The 17,631-nt window shown below is 64.2% G+C and carries 13 protein-coding genes; 7 read left to right on the plus strand and 6 right to left on the minus strand.

Features of this window, described 5'->3' with window-relative positions:
- Nucleotides 1–123 precede the first annotated feature (123 nt).
- Nucleotides 124–2,265: a putative bifunctional diguanylate cyclase/phosphodiesterase gene (locus LNV06_RS15415; RefSeq protein ID WP_263539186.1), complete on the minus strand. Its 2,142-nt coding sequence runs from the start codon at nucleotides 2,263–2,265 to the stop codon at nucleotides 124–126.
- The gene (locus LNV06_RS15420; protein WP_263539187.1) at nucleotides 2,262–3,560 is read right to left on the minus strand and encodes a cyclic di-GMP phosphodiesterase; all 1,299 of its coding nucleotides are present in this window, start codon (nucleotides 3,558–3,560) and stop codon (nucleotides 2,262–2,264) included. The genes LNV06_RS15415 and LNV06_RS15420 overlap by 4 nt, the downstream gene beginning before the upstream one ends.
- Nucleotides 3,561–3,768: 208 nt before the next feature.
- Between LNV06_RS15420 and pcaF the strand changes: the two genes are divergently transcribed.
- Together pcaF and LNV06_RS15430 are read left to right on the plus strand one after the other, a co-directional pair.
- On the plus strand, nucleotides 3,769–4,974 hold the full coding sequence (gene pcaF, locus LNV06_RS15425) for a 3-oxoadipyl-CoA thiolase (RefSeq protein WP_318013502.1): 1,206 nt from the start codon (nucleotides 3,769–3,771) through the stop codon (nucleotides 4,972–4,974).
- 495 nt (nucleotides 4,975–5,469) lie between these two features.
- Nucleotides 5,470–6,318 (plus strand): IclR family transcriptional regulator domain-containing protein, encoded by an 849-nt coding sequence (locus LNV06_RS15430; RefSeq protein ID WP_263539189.1) that lies wholly within the window; start codon nucleotides 5,470–5,472, stop codon nucleotides 6,316–6,318.
- A 53-nt stretch (nucleotides 6,319–6,371) separates the two neighbouring features.
- Here LNV06_RS15430 and LNV06_RS15435 read toward each other — a convergent pair whose 3' ends face one another.
- From LNV06_RS15435 to LNV06_RS15450, 4 genes are all read right to left on the minus strand, one after another.
- Entirely contained in the window at nucleotides 6,372–6,818 is a 447-nt protein-coding gene (locus LNV06_RS15435) for an SRPBCC family protein (RefSeq protein ID WP_263539190.1), read from the minus strand.
- A gap of 158 nt (nucleotides 6,819–6,976) precedes the next feature.
- The gene (locus tag LNV06_RS15440; RefSeq protein WP_263539191.1) at nucleotides 6,977–7,876 is read right to left on the minus strand and encodes a CPBP family intramembrane glutamic endopeptidase; all 900 of its coding nucleotides are present in this window, start codon (nucleotides 7,874–7,876) and stop codon (nucleotides 6,977–6,979) included.
- A 217-nt stretch (nucleotides 7,877–8,093) separates the two neighbouring features.
- Nucleotides 8,094–9,617 carry a 3-hydroxyacyl-CoA dehydrogenase gene (locus LNV06_RS15445; RefSeq protein WP_263539192.1) on the minus strand — a complete coding sequence of 508 codons (1,524 nt, stop codon included), beginning with the start codon at nucleotides 9,615–9,617 and terminating at the stop codon, nucleotides 8,094–8,096.
- 9 nt (nucleotides 9,618–9,626) lie between these two features.
- The gene (locus LNV06_RS15450) at nucleotides 9,627–10,421 is read right to left on the minus strand and encodes an enoyl-CoA hydratase-related protein (RefSeq protein ID WP_263539193.1); all 795 of its coding nucleotides are present in this window, start codon (nucleotides 10,419–10,421) and stop codon (nucleotides 9,627–9,629) included.
- A 91-nt stretch (nucleotides 10,422–10,512) separates the two neighbouring features.
- Between LNV06_RS15450 and LNV06_RS15455 the strand changes: the two genes are divergently transcribed.
- The 5 genes from LNV06_RS15455 (at nucleotide 10,513) to LNV06_RS15475 (ending at nucleotide 17,626) form a co-directional block, all read left to right on the plus strand.
- Nucleotides 10,513–12,240 carry an NADH-ubiquinone oxidoreductase-F iron-sulfur binding region domain-containing protein gene (locus tag LNV06_RS15455; RefSeq protein ID WP_263539194.1) on the plus strand — a complete coding sequence of 576 codons (1,728 nt, stop codon included), beginning with the start codon at nucleotides 10,513–10,515 and terminating at the stop codon, nucleotides 12,238–12,240.
- Nucleotides 12,237–15,056: a formate dehydrogenase subunit alpha gene (fdhF, locus tag LNV06_RS15460; protein ID WP_263539195.1), complete on the plus strand. Its 2,820-nt coding sequence runs from the start codon at nucleotides 12,237–12,239 to the stop codon at nucleotides 15,054–15,056. Before LNV06_RS15455 ends, fdhF begins: the two co-directional genes overlap by 4 nt.
- A gap of 4 nt (nucleotides 15,057–15,060) precedes the next feature.
- On the plus strand, nucleotides 15,061–15,981 hold the full coding sequence (locus LNV06_RS15465) for a transporter substrate-binding domain-containing protein (protein ID WP_263539196.1): 921 nt from the start codon (nucleotides 15,061–15,063) through the stop codon (nucleotides 15,979–15,981).
- A gap of 34 nt (nucleotides 15,982–16,015) precedes the next feature.
- Complete coding sequence (locus LNV06_RS15470; protein WP_263539197.1) at nucleotides 16,016–17,254, plus strand: alpha/beta hydrolase; 1,239 nt, start codon at nucleotides 16,016–16,018, stop codon at nucleotides 17,252–17,254.
- Nucleotides 17,255–17,332: 78 nt separating this feature from the next.
- Nucleotides 17,333–17,626: an antibiotic biosynthesis monooxygenase family protein gene (locus tag LNV06_RS15475; RefSeq protein ID WP_263539198.1), complete on the plus strand. Its 294-nt coding sequence runs from the start codon at nucleotides 17,333–17,335 to the stop codon at nucleotides 17,624–17,626.
- Nucleotides 17,627–17,631: the final 5 nt, after the last annotated feature.

Consider the following 17,631-nt stretch of genomic DNA (forward strand, 5'->3'; position numbering starts at 1 on the left):
TGCCGATTGAGCACTATTGTGAGGGAGCTATGTCGGCGACCGACGATCCATCTGGCAGACAGAATTGAGGAAGCGGGCTCTGGACATCAGCCACATCAATGGAAACCGATCTCCAGAGCCCGCTCAAACCAACAATCCGCCCATCAGCTTCATGCCAACACGGCCCGGCGGCGAGGGCGGAGGCAAGGGACGCCGCCACACCCGCTCTTCAAAGGCATGAGGCGCCAGCGCTGGGGCATACAAAAAGCCCTGAAACTCATCGCAGCCGGCGCGCGCCAAGAAGTCTTTCTGCGCCTCGGTTTCGACGCCCTCGGCAATGACATGCAGCCTTAGGGCCTGTCCCATTTGAATGATGGCGTTGACGATGCCCGCGTCGCTGAAGTCCCCGGGCAGACCCTTGACGAAGCTGCGGTCGATCTTTAATCGCTGGATAGGGAATCGTTTCAGATAACCCAAGCTTGAATAACCAGTGCCGAAATCATCAATTGACATGCACACGCCCAAGGCTGCCAAGGCCTGCAGCCGGTGCAAAGCCTCTTCGGCATCACGTAGCAGAATCGATTCGGTCAGCTCCAGCTCCAAGAGCCCCGGAGGCAAGCCGGATTGACGCAAGACCTGGGCCACGGTGTCAGCGAACTGACTCTGCTGGAATTGCAGAGCCGAGACATTGACGGCCACCGGCATGCGCCAGCCCTGGCGCAGCCAGCTGGCGGCTTGCTCCACCGCCTGGCGCAGCACCCATTCGCCGATGGCCACGATGAAACCGCTCTCCTCGGCCACCGGGATGAACTCACCCGGCGAGATCTCGCCACGCAAAGGATCGCGCCAACGAATCAAGGCCTCGGCACCAATCACCTGGCCGTTGCGCAGATCGATCTGCGGCTGGTAGTGCAGGCGGAACTGACCTTCCTGCAGGGCTTGCCGCATCGCATGATCCAAGCGCATGCGCGAGAGCAGATCCACATCCTTGCGCGGCTGATGGAAGTGAAACGTCGAACGCCCACTTTCCTTGACCCAGTGCATGGCGCGCTCGGCGCTGGCCATCAGCTCCTCGGCATTGGCGCCATCACCGGGGAACAAAGCAATCCCCGTGCTGCAGGTGACCGTGAAGCTGAGCGTGTCGAAGTTGAAGGGCCGCGACATCGCCTCCTGCACCCGCCGTGCGGCGTTCTCGGCGCCACGCGCGTCGGCCTGGTGAATCAGCAGGGCAAACTCGTCGCCGCCCAAGCGCGCCACGGTATCCACCTCGCGCAGGCAAGCCTTTAGGCGCTCGGCCACCTCTTTCAACACCCGATCACCATAGGAGTGCCCCAGGGTGTCGTTGATCTGCTTGAAACGGTCGAGGTCAACATTGAGCAAGGCAAAGGGTGCACTCTCACGCCGCGCCATCGCCTGCGCATAGTCCACCCGCTCGGCCAAGGCACGCCGGTTCGGCAGGCCGGTCAACATATCGGAGTGGGCCAACTCATCAATACGCTGGTTGGCCGCCATTTTTTCGCTCAGGTCACGGAAGGAATACACCCGCCCGATCGGCCGGCCGCGGCTGAACTGCGGCAGAGACACGCGCTCCAACACCCGACCATCACTCAGCTTGATCACATCGCTGCTCTGCAAGAGCGGCGCTTCTTCAATAGCGGCCAAACGCTGCGCGTAGGCGGCGCCGTCAATGACGCTGCGCCGCATCCAGGTCTGCACCGCATCGTCATTGCGCTCCAACATCAAGTCGGACGGAATGCCCCACAAGGAAGCAAAGCGCCGATTGAAAGAACGCATGCGCCCGGCCAGGTCGGTGACCAAAATGCCGTCGGCGGTCGATTCCAGGGTGGCCTGCAATTCGGCCACCAAGGCTTCGCGCTCTTCTTCGCTCTGACGCTGGCGGCTCAGATCGCGAATCGCCACCAACCAATAAGTCTGGTTGGAGCCGGCCGGCTTCACCGCGCTGATGCGCCGGGTCACCCACAGCATCTGGCCATTGGCATGACGCATCAAGGTATCGGAATTGAGGGTGGCCGCAGGATTGCCGGCCGCCTCCATCCAGAACATGGCGTCTTCCGGCGTGCTGGCCAGAGACTCGACCGACTGGCCCAGCAATTGGTCCGCGCTCATGCCCAGCAACTGCGTCGCCACGGTATTCACCGCCAGGATGCAACGGCTGCGCCCATCCACCAGCAACGCGGCCTCCAGCAGCCCCTCCAACAGGGCGGCGAAAGGTTCAGCGGAGTCTGGGGTGTGGGGAGGCGAAAACTGCAGGCTGACCACGGTCACGCCGCCAACTCCGTCGCGCCCAAGCCGCCGCCGGCACCGGCGCCCAGGCTGGGCTCAAAGAAATACGCAATGCGCGTGCGCGGACTCAAGTAGTCCATCGACGCGCGCGGCAATTGCTGCGCTTTCAGGCTGCGACGAATGCCCAGATCCGGCGTGTCTTCCAGATTCAGCACCAAAGCCTCTTCACGCGGCACTTTGGGGTCGTGCACCATCACGCGCGGCTTCAGCGGGCGGGAAGAATTGACCGCCACCACCAGGGCAAAGCGGTCGTCGGTCAGTTGCACCGCCGAACCCGGAGGATAGACGCCCATCATGCGAATAAAGGCATTCAACATGGTGGCATCAAAGCGGTTGCGGCCTTGAGCAAACATCAGCGACAAGGCCTCGTGCGGCGTCATTGCCTTGGAAGCGAGCAAGGGGTTGCACAAGCCGTCAAAACGATTCACCAAGGCCACAATGCGCGCACCAGCGCTCATCCGGTCCATATTGATGCGCTGCGGGAAGCCGCTGCCGTCGGCGTTCTCATGGTGCTGGGCAATGATCAGCAAAGGGCCGGGCGACAAGCCCATGCCCTGCGCAATCGCCACACCCTTGGCCACATGCTGTTGATAGGCCTGCACCTCGGCGCTGGTGAAGCTGTCATCCCGATTGCGCAAACGAGCCAAGACTTCCAGCTTGCCCACATCGTGCAACAAGGCGCCCACGCCCAGATCCAGCATCTCGTCCCGGTTCAAGCCAAAGGCTCGGCCCAAAAGCAAGGAAATGATGGAGACATTCAGCGCATGCGCCGTGCTGCGATCACCGGCGCCTTCATTGAGCAGGCGAATGTTCAGATCGCCTTCGATCAGCATCTTGTCCAGCAGGGCCGCCGTCAGCGCGGTGGTCTGCTCACGGCTGCCGCGCGGATCACGCGGCACCAGATCCATCACCTCACGGAAAGCCGCGGCCGCTTCGCCGTATTGGCGCTCGCAGAGCTGCAAGGCCTCGCGCTGCGCGGCCAGGGCGCGCCGATGCGCATCACGAGCGAGATCTTCAGCGGAGCTCGCCTCAGCACTTGTCATAGGCGCAGGCGTCACCGGCAAAGGCGTTGCATCCATATGCAAATCGCTCTTGCCTGGGCTCCAGCGCACCTGGCTCAAGCCGAGCCGGCGCAAAATCAGCAACTGATCCTCGGAAGCCAGCTTGAAACTGCTGAGCGGGAACGGATGCGACATCCAGCCCAGATCCAGGTGGATAAACATTCCCACCTTCAGCTGGCCTACATCGATCAAAGGATCGGCAGTTCTGTCCTTCATAGTCTTCCTACGCCTGTTCGTTGAGGCGCCCTCCAGTCAAGCTTCGGCTCAATTTTGGCCAAACTTTAGTGCCTGAAGCCGTATTCCTCAGCTTCTACGCACTGGCAGAAAATCATGTGCGAATTGTCACGGCGCCCAAGCTCCATCTGGCGCTGATCTGTACAGTTGCGCCAGTTTCCAGCCGGTACCCCCCTACCTTGACGAGGATTTGATGAGCCAAGCTTTGATCTGTGATGCCATTCGTACCCCTTTTGGGCGTTATGGCGGTGCCCTATCCTCGGTGCGGGCCGATGACCTGGGCGCGATTCCGCTGCGCGCGCTGATGGCGCGCAACCCAGGGGTGGACTGGTCGGCCTTGGACGATGTGCTGTTCGGCTGTGCCAACCAAGCCGGTGAAGACAACCGCAATGTCGCGCGCATGTCGGCCTTGCTGGCCGGCTTGCCGGTCAATGTGCCGGGCTCGACGCTGAACCGCTTGTGCGGCTCGGGCCTGGATGCAGTCGGCACCGCCGCCCGCGCGATTCGCTCCGGCGAAGCGCAGCTGATGCTGGCCGGCGGCGTCGAGAGCATGAGCCGGGCGCCCTTTGTCAGCCCCAAGGCCGAAAGTGCGTTCTCGCGCAACACCGCCGTCTATGACACGACCATAGGCTGGCGCTTCATCAACCCCTTGATGAAAGCGCAGTACGGCGTGGACTCCATGCCCGAAACCGCCGAGAACGTGGCGCTCGAGTTCGGCATTGATCGCGCCGCCCAGGACCGCATGGCCTTGGCCAGCCAGATGAAAGCCGTCGCTGCGCAGCAAGCAGGCTTCTTTGCACAAGAGATCACGCAGGTCGAGATTGCACAAAAAAAGGGCGATGCGCTGATCATCAGCCGTGACGAGCATCCCCGCGAGACCAGCCTGGAGGCCTTGGCCAAACTCAAACCGATTGTTCACGCGCAGGGCACGGTGACAGCCGGCAATGCGTCCGGTGTGAATGACGGCGCTTGCGCCCTGCTGCTGGCCAGCGAAGCGGCCGCCGCCAAACACGGCCTGACGCCGCGCGCTCGCGTCGTCGGCATGGCCACGGCCGGCGTCGCCCCTCGCATCATGGGCATTGGCCCCGCCCCGGCCAGCCTTAAGGTGCTGGCCATGACCGGGCTGAGCCTGGCCCAGATGGATGTGATCGAATTGAATGAGGCCTTTGCCGCCCAAGGCCTGGCGGTCTTGCGGCAACTCGGCCTGGCGGACGAGGATCCGCGCGTCAATCCCAACGGCGGCGCCATCGCCCTGGGTCATCCACTCGGCGCCAGCGGTGCCCGCCTGGTGACCACGGCCGTCAATCAACTGCGCCGCAGCGGCGGCCGCTATGCCTTGTGCACCATGTGCATCGGGGTTGGCCAAGGCATTGCTTTGATTATTGAGCGAGTCTGACCCTGACGAGCTGACCCGCCCAAACGGGTCAGCAGCCCGGCACCACCAAGCAAGCTCCACACAAGCTCCTTGAAACTCCGTCAATGTCTGTGAACTTGTTTCCAGCCATGAGTAATCAGCATGTCTGAATGATTTTTTGTCACGCTTGTCTTTACCAGCGGATGGGGTGAGCCTCCTGGTGCATGGGATACTCGATCCACAAGTCCGGTCGCACTGCGCACATATATTGGGAATTCCTCGGACATCCACACATTGCCGCCCTAACTTTTCAGCCAGTCAGACCTTTCCGCAGACTTGTCATCCAGCCGCCATTCCTTTGAGCGGCCTCCAGCCTCCAACCCTAGCCTGAAGCCATGGGATCTCGCGCCAGACTCTGAGCGCAGATTGTTCGCAATTCGCCCCAATCGTCGTGGGCGCTTGCACCGGGCATGGCGGCCGCCGCTTTGGGCTTGAAGACCGTATCTGTGGATTTCTGGCGCCACTTGACCACGCACCATGTCAGCAGCACGCGCCTTTGATGAACTCGCCGCCCTCGCGGCCCCGGCATTGGAGTCGGGTGAAAACTCAGCCGACGAAACCGTGGCGTCCGGCCCTCTGAAACGTGATTTGGTCGCAGGCCTGGAAAAAGGCCTGGCGGTGATCGAAGCTTTCGACCAAGAGCGGCCCCGACTGACCATCAGCGAGGTGGCCGTCCGCACGGGCCTGACACGCGCCGCCGCCCGCCGCTACCTTTTGACCTTGACGCATCTTGGCTTCGTCACTCAGGAGCGCAAGATGTTCGCGCTGACCCCCAAGGTGCTGCGCCTGGGGCAAAGCTATATGAATTCGGCGCGCCTGCCGCGCATCGTCGAGCCCGAACTGCAAAAGCTGGCTTTTTCCATGAAAGAAGCCAGCTCAGCCGGCGTGCTGGATGGCAATGATGTGATCTGCATTGCCGCCACCAGCGCAGGCCGGGTGGTGTCACCCGCGCTTCAACCAGGCTACCGCGTACCCGCCTATTGCGCCGGCACCGGCCGCGTGATGCTGGCCGCGATGCCGCCCCTGGAGGCGGACGCCTGGATTTCCCGTCAGACTCTGAACCCGCTGACCCCCAACACCATCACCCACCCTGAGCGGCTGCGCCTTGAAGTGGCACGGACCCGTTCTTTGGGCTATGCCTGTGTTGACCAAGAGTTGGAATTGGGTCTGCGCACGGTGGCCGTGCCCTTGAAGAACTACCGCGGGGACGTGGTGGCCGCCATGTGCATGAGCATTCATGCCTCGCGCATGAGCATGGATCAATTGGTCGAGAACTGCCTGCCGCCGCTGCTGCAAGCCCAAGCGCATTTGCGCATGCTGCTCTAAATCTGACTCAGGCTTGCTGGGATGCCTCGGCTCACGCGGAGGCATTCGGGTCTTCAGCCCGCGATCTCCGGCTCGACCAACTGGGCCAACTGAGCCAGCGACTCCTGCCAGCCGAGGTAGCACATCTCCAGCGGGATCACCGCTGGGATGCCGGTTTGGCTGACGCTCAGCTCCGTACCGCAAAGCACAGGCCGCAAAGACACGGTCACTTCGATCACGCCAGGCAGGTTGGGATCATCAAACTTGTCGGTATAGCGGAGTCTTTCGTTCGGCAGCAACTCCAAGTACTCGCCCCCAAAAGAATGCGAATGCCCGCTGCCGAAATTGCGGAACGACATTCTGAAACTACCGCCCACGCGCACATCCATATGGTGCACCGTGCAGGTGAAGCCATAGGGCGGAATCCACTTCGCCATGGCATCGGCTTCGGTAAAGGCGCGGTAGAGCTTTTCAGGCGGGCAGCGAAGCACGCGGTGAAGACGAACGGTACGGTCAGACATGCGGGGCTCCCATGAGTTGTCCTGATCTCTAGTCCTTCTGAGCTACATCGGACATCAGCAGCGATACGGCTGCGGCGGCAGGATAGCCAAGTTTCAAGTCCTTGCGTAGCTGGGGCGAAGCCTAAGCGGCCCCCGCCCAAAGTGCCGCGCACCCGCGCTCAAGGCTTGGTAAACCGCCCCAAGCGACGGGCCTTGACCAAGAGCCAAGCGGCCGCTCCCAGACAGAGCACAAAGGACAGCACCGAGCCCTCAATGCCAAAGGCGCCGCCGGTCAGCCAGTCCGGGCCATTCAGAGTGGCGCGCAGCCAGCCTTCATCGGTATGACCGGACACCGAGATTGCAAACACCGCGCCCTGCACAAAGTTCCAGGCCAGATGCACGCCCACGCACAGCCACAGACGCCGGGTCAACACATAGGCCGCGCCCAGCAACAGGCCCAGTTCGATACCCAACATCAGGCCGATCAGCGGCGAAGCACCGGCATTGCCCAGATGCGCCAGGCCGAACAAAGCACTGGAAATCAGCAGCGCCCAGACGGTGCCGACCGAGCGCTCCAACAGCCTCAGGGCAATCAAGCGAAACAGCAACTCTTCAATCACGGCGCCGACCACCACCTTGGGCATCATCTCGGTGAACACCCGGGCAAAGTCACTGGCGCTGCCCACCGACTGTACGGTGTAGGCGCCCAGCAGCGCCAGCACCGCCACCACCGCGGCGATCAGCGCGCCGCCCAGCAGCAGACCGCCTAAGAACTCACGACCCGCTTCGGGCAAAGACAACTCCTGCACCGGGCGCCGCTCCCACCAGCGCACATAGGCGAAATAGGCGCCCATCAAGACCAGCACCTTGATCAGATTGCGTGTGTCCCGCAAGCCGGGGTCGGCCATGTAGAGCTTGGTCAGGACATTGGCGCCAATAAAGGGCAAGCCAACAAAGAGCAAGACGGCCAGCCATTGGCCGAGTGCGCAGTCCCAGAAACGTCGCCCGACGGGCAGGACCGAGAGCGCCGGGGTCGATGCGGGCGAGGCGGAGAAGGGAAAAGTGTTTTTGGAGTCCATGGCGCGAAGCCCTGCTCGCGCAGTGGCAGAGAGGAGTGGTGTTGAATCAAGACGGCATTCTTGGCCGCTGCTCATTCACAAACCACCGCCTTGCGACAGACTGCAAAGCCGCGCCGCTGGGCGGCACAAAGCCGGGCATCGTGGCGCGCTTTGCCAACGCCCCATTTCACTCACACTCGCTGGGATGGCCCCTCTTTCACCATCACAGGCCGGACACTCAAGCGCCGAAGCGCCGCTGCCGCAGCAAGGGGCTGACCCGGTAACGTTCGCTGCGATAGGCCTCGAACAAGCCATCCAGCAGTTCCACCACCGGCTCAGCGCCCAGCAGCGCCAGCCATTCAAACGGCCCTGCCGGGTAGTTGACGCCCAGCTTCATGGCCAGGTCTGCGCCTTCGGCCTCACACACGCCTTGCCAAACGGCGTCAGCGCCCTCATTGACCAGCATGGCCACCGTGCGCGCCACCACCAGACCCGGTGCGTCGCGCAGCAGCAGCGGCTCCCAGCCCAGGGCGCGCCAAATATCGGCCACAGCGGCCTGAGCCGCCGCGCTGCTGCGCGGGGCAAATACCAGGGCCAAAGCGTCCATGCGGTCCGGCGCCACCGGCCAGTCCATCACCGCCAGCTCGTCTTGCTTCAACTCATACGCCAATTGCGCCGCACTGCGGCCCTGGCTCAGATGCACCTGCATTGCGCCGATTTGCAAGCCGGCCCATGAAGAAGCGGGCTGACGCTCAAAAGCCAAGCCCTTGTGCGTCAGCCAGCCCGCCAACTGTTCGACCAGTCCGCCCTGACCATGCAGACCCAGAGTCGGCAAAGCATGCTGCGGCGCCGCGACCGGGCCACTGGCCTCAGGCGTGCCGGCATAAAAGCCGCGCCCCACTTTGCGACCCAAGCGCCCGCCGTCCACCAAGGCTTTTTGCACCAGCGAGGGCACATAACGCTTATCGCCATAGTTAGCCTCGAAGACCGACTTGGTCACCAGAAAGTTGGTGTCATGACCGATCAGGTCCATCAACTCGCAGGGGCCCATGCGAAAACCAGCGCTGCGCAGCGCCCGGTCCAACTGCGCCGGCGTGCCGGCCTGCTCTTGCAAGAGCGCCAGTGATTCCGCGTAATAAGGCCGCGCAATTCGGTTGACGATAAATCCTGGCGTGGACTTGGCATGCACCGGCGTCTTGCCCCAGCGGCGCGCCAAGCGCTCGATCACCGCAGCCACATCGGGGTCGGTCTCAGCACCCGACACCACTTCGACCAGCTTCATCAGCGGCACCGGGTTGAAGAAATGCATGCCCACCAGGCGCGCCGGGTTTTGCATGCCATTGGCCAGCGCAGTCACGCTGATCGAAGAGGTGTTGCTGGCAATGATGGCGCCCGGCGGCAGCAGGGCATCCAGCTGCCGCAGCAGCGCCTGCTTGGGCTCCAGCTTCTCGACGATCACCTCGACCACCAAGGCCGCCTCGGCCAATTCATTCACATCCACAGCGGGGCTGATGCGCGCCAGAACCGCGGCCCGCTCCTCGGGCGCCATGCGGCCCTTGGCGACCAAGCCGTCCAGCGCCCGCCCCATTTGTTCAATGGCCGCAGCCGCGGCACCTTCGCGCACATCGAGCAAGCGCACCGCGTGCCCGGCCTGCGCCGCCACTTGGGCAATGCCCGCCCCCATGATGCCGGCACCCACCACGCCAATCAAAGCAGGCACTTCAGCCGCCACCGTCCACATCGTCAAATCCTTGTTGCTCATGCTTGCTACTCAGTTCTTGCCTGGGACCCAGGCCGCGGGCCGCTTGCCCACAAAGGCCGCAAAGCCCTCACGGGCCTCGTCGCCGCTGCGCACCCGCGCGATCGTCTGCGCCGTCAACTCACGCACCTCGGAAGTCACAGGCCCCACTTCAAGTTGAGCCATCAAAGCCTTGATCTCAGCTTGCGCGCCGGGGCCGCAGGCCAGCAACTCGCCCACCCATGCGTCCAGGGCCAAGTCCAGATCGTCCGGGGTGTCCACCACCTGCTGCAGCAGGCCGATTTGCAAAGCCTCGTCGGCGCTGATGCGGCTGGCGGTCAAGGCCAGACGCCTCGCTTGGCGCAAGCCCACGGCATTGACCAAATAAGGGCCGATCACCGCCGGCAAGATGCCAAAGCGCGCCTCGCTGACCGCGAACTTGGTCTCGCGGCTGGCCAAAGCGATATCGCAGGCGCAAGCCAAGCCGACGCCGCCACCCAGGGCCAAGCCCTGGATGCGCGCCACGGTGGGCTTGGGGCAGGCGGCCAGGCGCTGCAACATCTCGGCAAAGCGGCGCGCATCGGCCAGATTCGCTTCTTGCGAGGCGGCCGCCGCGCGGCGCATCCATTCAATATCAGCCCCCGCGCTGAAGGCCTTGCCGGCACCAGCCAAGACCAGCACCCGCACGGCAGGATCGGCCTGGGCGTGTTGCACCGCCTGGCCCAGCTCCGAGATCATCAACTCATTGAAGGCATTGAATACCTCCGGCCGGGTCATGGTGATGCGCGCCACGCCACGTGCATCCACCGCAATCGTCAGTGTCTCCACCTGAAACTCCTTGTAATTCGGCAAGTATCGCAGCGCGGCGCACGGGGTTTAGCCTTGCGCCGCCCGCGAGATCAAGCGGCACAATCCGCGCATGAGTTCCGTCATTCCTATCCATGTCGAAGGCAGTCGCCGCCCCGCCAAAGGCGGCGGTCTGCGCGGCCGCCAGGCCAGCCGTTCCGCGCTTGAAACCGTGCGACAACTCTTGGGCACAGCGCCGCGCCGCCGCGACCTGCTGATTGAACATCTGCACCTGATTCAAGACCGCCACGGCCATCTAAGCGTGGACATGCTGGCCGCCTTGGCCGAGGAAATGAAGCTCTCGCAAGCCGAGGTGCATGAGGTCGCCAGCTTCTATCACCACTTCGACATTGTTTATGAAGGCGTAGCCGCTCCAGCGCCGCTGAGCTTGCGCGTTTGCAACTCGCTGAGCTGCAGCATGGCGGGCAGCGCGGGCCTGAGCCAATCGCTGCGCGAACTGCTGGCCGAACAAAGCGGGGTGCGGGTGATTGAGGTGCCTTGCGTGGGCCGCTGCGAGCAAGCGCCGGTGGTGGTGCTGGGGCAAAAGCCTCTGGGGCATGCCACGGTCGATCAAGTCATGGACTCGCTAAAGCTTGGCCACACAGAAGACCCGCTGCCTGCGCATCAAGGCTTGGCCGACTATCTCGCCCAGGGCGGCTACCGCGTCTTGGACGAATTGCTGAAGGGCACGCGCAGCATTGAAGCCACACTGCAAACCCTGAGCGACTCCGGCCTGCGCGGCCTGGGTGGCGCCGGCTTCCCGCTGGGCCGAAAATGGAGCATCGTGCGCGAGCAGCCGGCCCCTCGGCTGATGGCGGTCAATATCGACGAAGGCGAACCCGGCACCTTCAAAGACCGCTACTACCTGGAGCGCGAACCGCAGCGCTTTTTGGAAGGCATGTTGATCGCCGCTCATTGCGTCGGCGTGGAGGCGATCTACATTTATCTGCGCGATGAATATCACGCCCTGCATCAGGTGCTGAGCAAAGAGATTGCCGCCTTGCAAGCCGTGAGAACCGACCTGCCGCCCATCGAGCTGCGGCGCGGCGCCGGCGCCTATATCTGCGGTGAAGAGTCGGCCATGATCGAGTCCATCGAGGGCAAACGCGGCTGGCCGCGCCAGCGCCCGCCCTATGTGGCCGAGCGCGGCTTGTTTGGCCGGCCGACGCTGCAACACAATATCGAATCGCTGCACTGGGTGCGCGACATTCTGGAGCGCGGTGCCGATTGGTTCGCGAGCCAAGGCCGCCATGGGCGCAAGGGCTTGCGCAGCTTCTCGCTTTCGGGCCGGGTCAAAAAGCCCGGCGTGCACCTGGCCCCGGCCGGCATCACCCTGCAAGAATTGGTCGATGAATACGGCGGCGGCATGGCCGAAGGCCATCAGCTCTACGGTTACTTCCCCGGCGGCGCCTCGGGCGGCATGCTGCCGGCCTCGCTGGCGAATGTGCCACTCGACTTTGACACCTTGCACGCGCATGGCTGCTTCATCGGCTCGGCGGCGGTGATTGTGTTTTCGCAGCAAGACAGCGCCCGCGCCCTGGCCTTGAATGCCATGGCGTTTTTTGAACATGAGAGCTGCGGCCAATGCGTGCCCTGCCGCGAAGGCACCCAGCGCGCGGTGGAGCTGATGCGCCAGCCGGTCTGGGACCTGCCCTTGTTGGACGATTTATCTGCCGTCATGAGTGATGCTTCCATCTGCGGCCTGGGTCAGGCCGCACCGAATCCGCTGCGCTGTGCGATTCGCTACTTCCCGCAAGAGTTCGCCCAGGAATTGAATACTGCGGAGGGCCAACAGCCATGAGCCACCTGCACAAAAAAGAAAGCCAACACCAGCCCGAGCAAGCGGTGCGCTTTCTGCTGGATGGCGAAGCGATGCTGGCCGAACCCGGTGAGTCCATCTGGCGTGCGGCGAAGCGCCACGGCGTCGAGATTCCGCATCTGTGTCACCAAGAAGGGCTCAGCCCGGCCGGCAACTGCCGCGCCTGCGTGGTGCAGATCGAAGGCGAACGGGTGCTGGCCGCCTCTTGCTGCCGCACGCCGCGCCCCAACCAGCACATCCACCTGAAGACCGAGCGGGTCCAGAAAGCCCAGTCCATGGTGCTGGAGCTGCTGGCCGCCAAGGCGCCCGAGCAAGCGCATACCCGCGCGTCCGAGCTGACGCAATGGTGCGAGACCGGGGGCCTGGGCGCGCCGCGCTTTGCCCGCCACCCCGCTCCACCGGCCGACCGCAGCCACCCGGCCATCAGCGTGCAGTTGGACGCCTGCATCCAATGCATGCGCTGCGTGCGCGCCTGCCGCGACGAGCAAGTCAACGATGTGTTGGGCATTGCCGGCTGGGGCCATGACACCCGCATCAGCTTCGATGCCGACGAGGCGCTGGGCGCCAGTTCTTGCGTGGCCTGCGGCGAATGTGTACAGGCCTGCCCGACCGGCGCGCTGACGCCGGCCAACGGCGCGGCGCTGCAAACAGCCGATGCCGAGGTCGATTCGGTCTGCCCCTTTTGCGGCGTGGGCTGCCAGCTCAGCTACCGGGTCAAGGACAACAAAATCATCGAAGCCATCGGCCGCGATGGGCCAGCCAACCACGGCCGCCTGTGCGTCAAGGGGCGCTACGGCTACGACTATGTGATGAGCGATGAGCGCCTGCGCACGCCGCTGATCCGCCGCAGCGGCGTCGCCAAAGACCCGGCCGACATCGGCCGGGTGCGGCGAGGCGAACTGCCTTTGAGCGCGCTGTTCCGCGAGGCCTCTTGGGACGAAGCACTGGACTTCGCCGCTGCCGGCCTGGCCCGCTTGCGCGACAGCCATGCGCGCGGCAGCCAAAGCCCGCTGGCCGGCTTCGGCTCCGCCAAGGGCAGCAATGAAGAAGCCTATTTGTTCCAGAAGCTGGTGCGTCAGGGCTTTGGCAGCAATAACGTGGACCACTGCACCCGCTTGTGCCACGCCAGCTCGGTGGCGGCCTTGCTAGAAGGCCTGGGCAGCGGCTCGGTCAGCAATCCGGTGTCGGATGTGCAGCATGCCTCGCTGATCTTGCTGATTGGCGCCAACCCCAGCTCCAACCATCCGGTGGCGGCCAGCTTCATCAAGAACGCGGTCAAGGACAAGGGCGCCACCTTGATCGTGGCCGACCCGCGCCGTGCGCCGATGGCGCGCTTCGCCACCCACCACCTGGCCTTCCGGCCCGACACCGATGTCGCGCTGCTGAATGCCTTGCTGCATGTGATCATTGCCGAAGGCCTGACCGACCCCGACTTCATCGCCGCGCGGGTCAAAGGTTATGAGGCCTTGAAGGCTGCGGTGGCCGAATGCACGCCGGAGCGCATGAGCGAAATCTGCGGCATCGCCCCCGAAGTGCTGCGCGATGTGGCGCGGCGTTATGCGCGCGCGCCCAGCGCCATGATTTTCTGGGGCATGGGCGTGAGCCAGCATGTGCACGGCACCGACAACGCCCGCTGCCTGATTGCGCTGGCCATGATCACCGGCCAGATCGGCCGGCCTGGCACGGGCTTGCATCCGCTGCGCGGCCAGAACAATGTGCAAGGCGCATCGGACGCCGGCCTGATCCCGATGATGCTGCCGAACTACCAGCGCGTCGTGCATGCCGAGCTGCGCCAGCATTTCGAGGCGCTTTGGGCCACGCCGCTGGACCCACAGCCGGGTTTGACGGTGGTGGAGGTCATCCACGCCGCTTATGAGGGTCGCATCAAGGGCATGTTCATCGAGGGCGAGAACCCCGCCATGTCCGACCCCGATCTGGACCACGCCCGAACCGGTCTGGCGCGGCTGGAGCATCTGGTGGTGCAAGACATTTTTGCCACTGAAACCGCACTGCTGGCCGATGTGATCCTGCCGGCTTCGGCGCAGCTAGAGAAATGGGGCAGCTACACCAATACCGACCGCCTGATTCAGCTCGGTCGCCCTGCGCTGCAGCCGCCAGGGCAGGCGCGTCAAGACCTCTGGATCATCGAGCAACTGGCGCGGCGCATCGGCCTGGGCTGGAGCTACTGGTGCGATGAAGATGGGCCTGGGCACCGGGCGACCGAAGCGCCGGTGGCGCGCGTCTTTGAGGAAATGCGCTCGGTGATGGCGCCGCTGGCCGGCGTGTCCTGGACGCGCCTCTTGCGCGAAGAAGCGGTGGTCACGCCCGCACCGCTGGCCGACGAACCCGGCCAATCCATCATTTTTGAGCAGGCCTTCATGACTGCGGATGGCCGCGCCCAGCTGGTGCCCGCCAGCTTCATGCCCGGCCCAGAGCAGCCGGATCTGGATTACCCGCTGGTGCTGTCCACCGGCCGGGTGCTGGAACATTGGCATACCGGCGCGATGACGCGGCGGGCCGAGATGCTGGACGCCTTGTCGCCCACACCGCTGCTGCACATCCACAGCGAAGACGCTGCAGCGCTGCGCCTGCACGAGGGCCAAGACATACGCATCCGCTCACGCCATGGCGAGCTGCAAGCGCAGCTGCAGATCAGCCCCGAGGTGAGGCCCGGCCAGGTCTTTCTGCCCTTTTGCTACTGGGAGGCTGCGGCCAATGTGCTGACCGGCAGCGCACTGGACCCGTGGGGCAAGATCCCCGGCTTCAAGGTCACCGCCGTGCAGGTGGCGGCGATCTAGCACCATGAGAAGCCGCAATACAGCCGCGCTAACGCTGGCATTCGCCGGCGCGCTGCTGTTGGCAGCCTTGCAGCCGGCCCGCGCCCAAACCGCCAGCCCTGCCCCCTTGATCGTGCGGCACGCCTTGGCGCAAGAACAGCACGCCAAGGTGCTGACTTTCGAGCAGGTGGTGTTGCGCTTGCTGCTGGACAAGACCGTCGCTACGCACGGCCCTTACCAGTTGCAAGCCACCGAGGTGGTCTCGCAAAACCGCGCGTTCTTGCAGTTAGCGGCGGGCGATCTGGACCTACTCAGCTCCATGACTTCCAAAGAGCGCGAGGCCCAGGGTTTGCCGGTGCGCGTCTGCCTGTACCGCGGCTTGTTGGGGGTGCGTCTGCCGATTGCTTTGAGCCAGCGGCGGGAACAGTTCGAGTCCGTCAGCCAACTCTCGCAAGCGCTGGCTCTGCACATCGGCCAGGTGGCCGATTGGCCGGACACCAAGGTTTTGAATGACAACGGCTGGAAGGTCGAGCGCTTGCCGCGCCTGAACACCTTCCCGGAGATGCTCAAACGCGAGCGCATCGATCTGTTCGCCCTCGGCGCCATCGAGGTCTTCCCGATTGTGGACGGCTTGCCCGGCCTGAGCGTGTTGGAGCAATGGGCCATTGCCTACCCATCCGCCTATTACTTTTTCGTCAGCCCGCAGCAGCCGGCTTTGGCCGAGCGCTTGCGTCGAGGCTGGGACATGGTCTTGGCGGATGGCAGTTTTGATGCCTTGTTCGAGCAATGGATGGGGCCGCAGCTGGCCCGGGCTCGCTTGAACGAACGGCGCTGGTTGATCCTGAAGAACCCAGAGTTGCCCGCCACCGCGCCGCTGAGCGATCCGCGCCTGTGGCACCCGCTGGTGCGCAGCCGCTTGATCAACGCCGCAAGCCCGAGTCCTTGAACTCGCCTCTCAATCCCTATTCCACAAGGGCACGATGCTTCTCACTTCACTGACACACGCCACCCGATTGCGAATCAGCGGCCTGCTTGCGGCCGCACTGCTGATGGGCTGCGCCGGCCCGCGCCAAGGCAAGACTGCTTATGCACCGCAGCAAGACCGGGCAGCGGCACAGCAGCGGGCCGAGGCCTTGGCCGCCGGTGGCTACAGCGGCGCGGCGCAGAACAGCCTGACGCTGTCGATGCAGCAATGGGTGGTCCAAGGCGATCACTTGCCGGTAAGCCTGGCATTCCCTGGTAGCGGGCAAGCCTTGCCGCTGCTGGTCTATTTGCCCGGCCTGGGTGAGTCCGCCCAGGCCGGCGCCCATTGGCGACATGCCTGGGCGCGCGCTGGCTATGCGGTGCTGAGTTTGCAAGCACTGGAAAGTGATGCCACGGCCTGGTCCTCGCCCCTGGCTCGCTCCGCCGAGTTCAAGGCCCTGGCGCAACAACATCAGGCGCCCGAACTGAACGCGGCAAGGCTGCGCGTTTTGCAAGCCGCGCTGCAAGAAGCCCAGGCTCGAGCGCGCGCAGGCGACAGCCTGTGGTCCCGCGTGAATTTCGAAAACATCGCCGTGGCCGGCTATGACTTGGGCAGCATGACGGCGCTGGCCTGGGCCGATGCCTCGATGGCCCCGGCAATGGCCAAGCCACGGGCACAGGCGACTCCCTCCAGCGCGCTGCCGCGCCCGCGCGCGCTCTTGCTGCTGAGCCCGCTGAGCGAAGCCGCATGCGCTGGCGAAGCGCTTGCGGCCGGGCGCCATCCGGGTCTGGGCCTGCCCTTGCTGGCGGTGAGTTCGCGCCGCGACACCGACCCCACCGGCCTGATCGACAACCCAGCGCAGCGCATCAGCTTCTTCGCCCATTTGCCGGCGACCGGCGACAAGTACTTGCTGCTACTCAACAACAGCAGCCACGCTGCCCTGGCCGGCGCGACCGGCATGGAAGAAGCGCCCAGCGAGCCCAGCCGGGGGCAAGGCAGCAGCGGAGGACGCGGCTCCCGCAATGCGGGGGGGCAGGGCAACCATCGAGGCGGCGCTCCCGGCGGCGCCAACATGGCACCGGTGGCGGCACCGCCGCTGCGCGATATGGGCAATCAAGAAGCGGGCGTCGCCATCGAACACAGCAGCATCGCCTTTTTAGACGCCTATTTGCGCGGCAAGCCTCAAGCGCAAGGCTGGTTGCAAGATCGCCCCTCCGTCTGGTTGGCCGGCATGGCCGAGTGGCGGCTGCGTTAGCATCAAGCCAAGCCTTGATGCTCGCCTCTCGAAGCCTCTTGCGCCGCCTTACTCTCTAAGTCCAACAGGTCCACGCCCATGATTCTCGAAGTTGCAGAAATCCAAATCCCCGTCGGCCAGAACGCCGCCTTTGAAGCCGCCATCAGGCACGGCATTGAGAGCGTGATCTCGCGCGCCCAAGGCTTTATCAGCGCCAAGGTGCAGCGCGGCATCGAGTCACCCGAGCGCTACATCCTGCAGATCGAATGGGCAACGCTGGAAGACCACACCGAAGTGTTCCGCGGCGGCCCGCTCTTCCCGGCTTGGCGCGCCATCGTCGGACCCTTCTTTGCGCAGCCGCCCAGGGTCGAGCATTTCTCCAGCGTGCTTTAAACAAG

Source organism: Paucibacter sp. Y2R2-4 (genome assembly GCF_025717535.1).
Lineage (GTDB): Bacteria > Pseudomonadota > Gammaproteobacteria > Burkholderiales > Burkholderiaceae_C > Paucibacter_A.

Bases quoted from the DNA above. Each gene is read 5' to 3' on its own strand.
- LNV06_RS15420 (WP_263539187.1), bottom strand. From the start codon at position 3,560: ATGAAGGACAGAACTGCCGATCCTTTGATCGATGTAGGCCAGCTGAAG.
- LNV06_RS15465 (WP_263539196.1), top strand. From the start codon at position 15,061: ATGAGAAGCCGCAATACAGCCGCGCTAACGCTGGCATTCGCCGGCGCG.
- LNV06_RS15470 (WP_263539197.1), top strand. From the start codon at position 16,016: ATGCTTCTCACTTCACTGACACACGCCACCCGATTGCGAATCAGCGGC.
- LNV06_RS15445 (WP_263539192.1), bottom strand. From the start codon at position 9,617: ATGAGCAACAAGGATTTGACGATGTGGACGGTGGCGGCTGAAGTGCCT.
- LNV06_RS15440 (WP_263539191.1), bottom strand. From the start codon at position 7,876: ATGGACTCCAAAAACACTTTTCCCTTCTCCGCCTCGCCCGCATCGACC.
- fdhF (WP_263539195.1), top strand. From the start codon at position 12,237: ATGAGCCACCTGCACAAAAAAGAAAGCCAACACCAGCCCGAGCAAGCG.
- LNV06_RS15475 (WP_263539198.1), top strand. From the start codon at position 17,333: ATGATTCTCGAAGTTGCAGAAATCCAAATCCCCGTCGGCCAGAACGCC.
- LNV06_RS15455 (WP_263539194.1), top strand. From the start codon at position 10,513: ATGAGTTCCGTCATTCCTATCCATGTCGAAGGCAGTCGCCGCCCCGCC.
- LNV06_RS15435 (WP_263539190.1), bottom strand. From the start codon at position 6,818: ATGTCTGACCGTACCGTTCGTCTTCACCGCGTGCTTCGCTGCCCGCCT.
- LNV06_RS15430 (WP_263539189.1), top strand. From the start codon at position 5,470: ATGTCAGCAGCACGCGCCTTTGATGAACTCGCCGCCCTCGCGGCCCCG.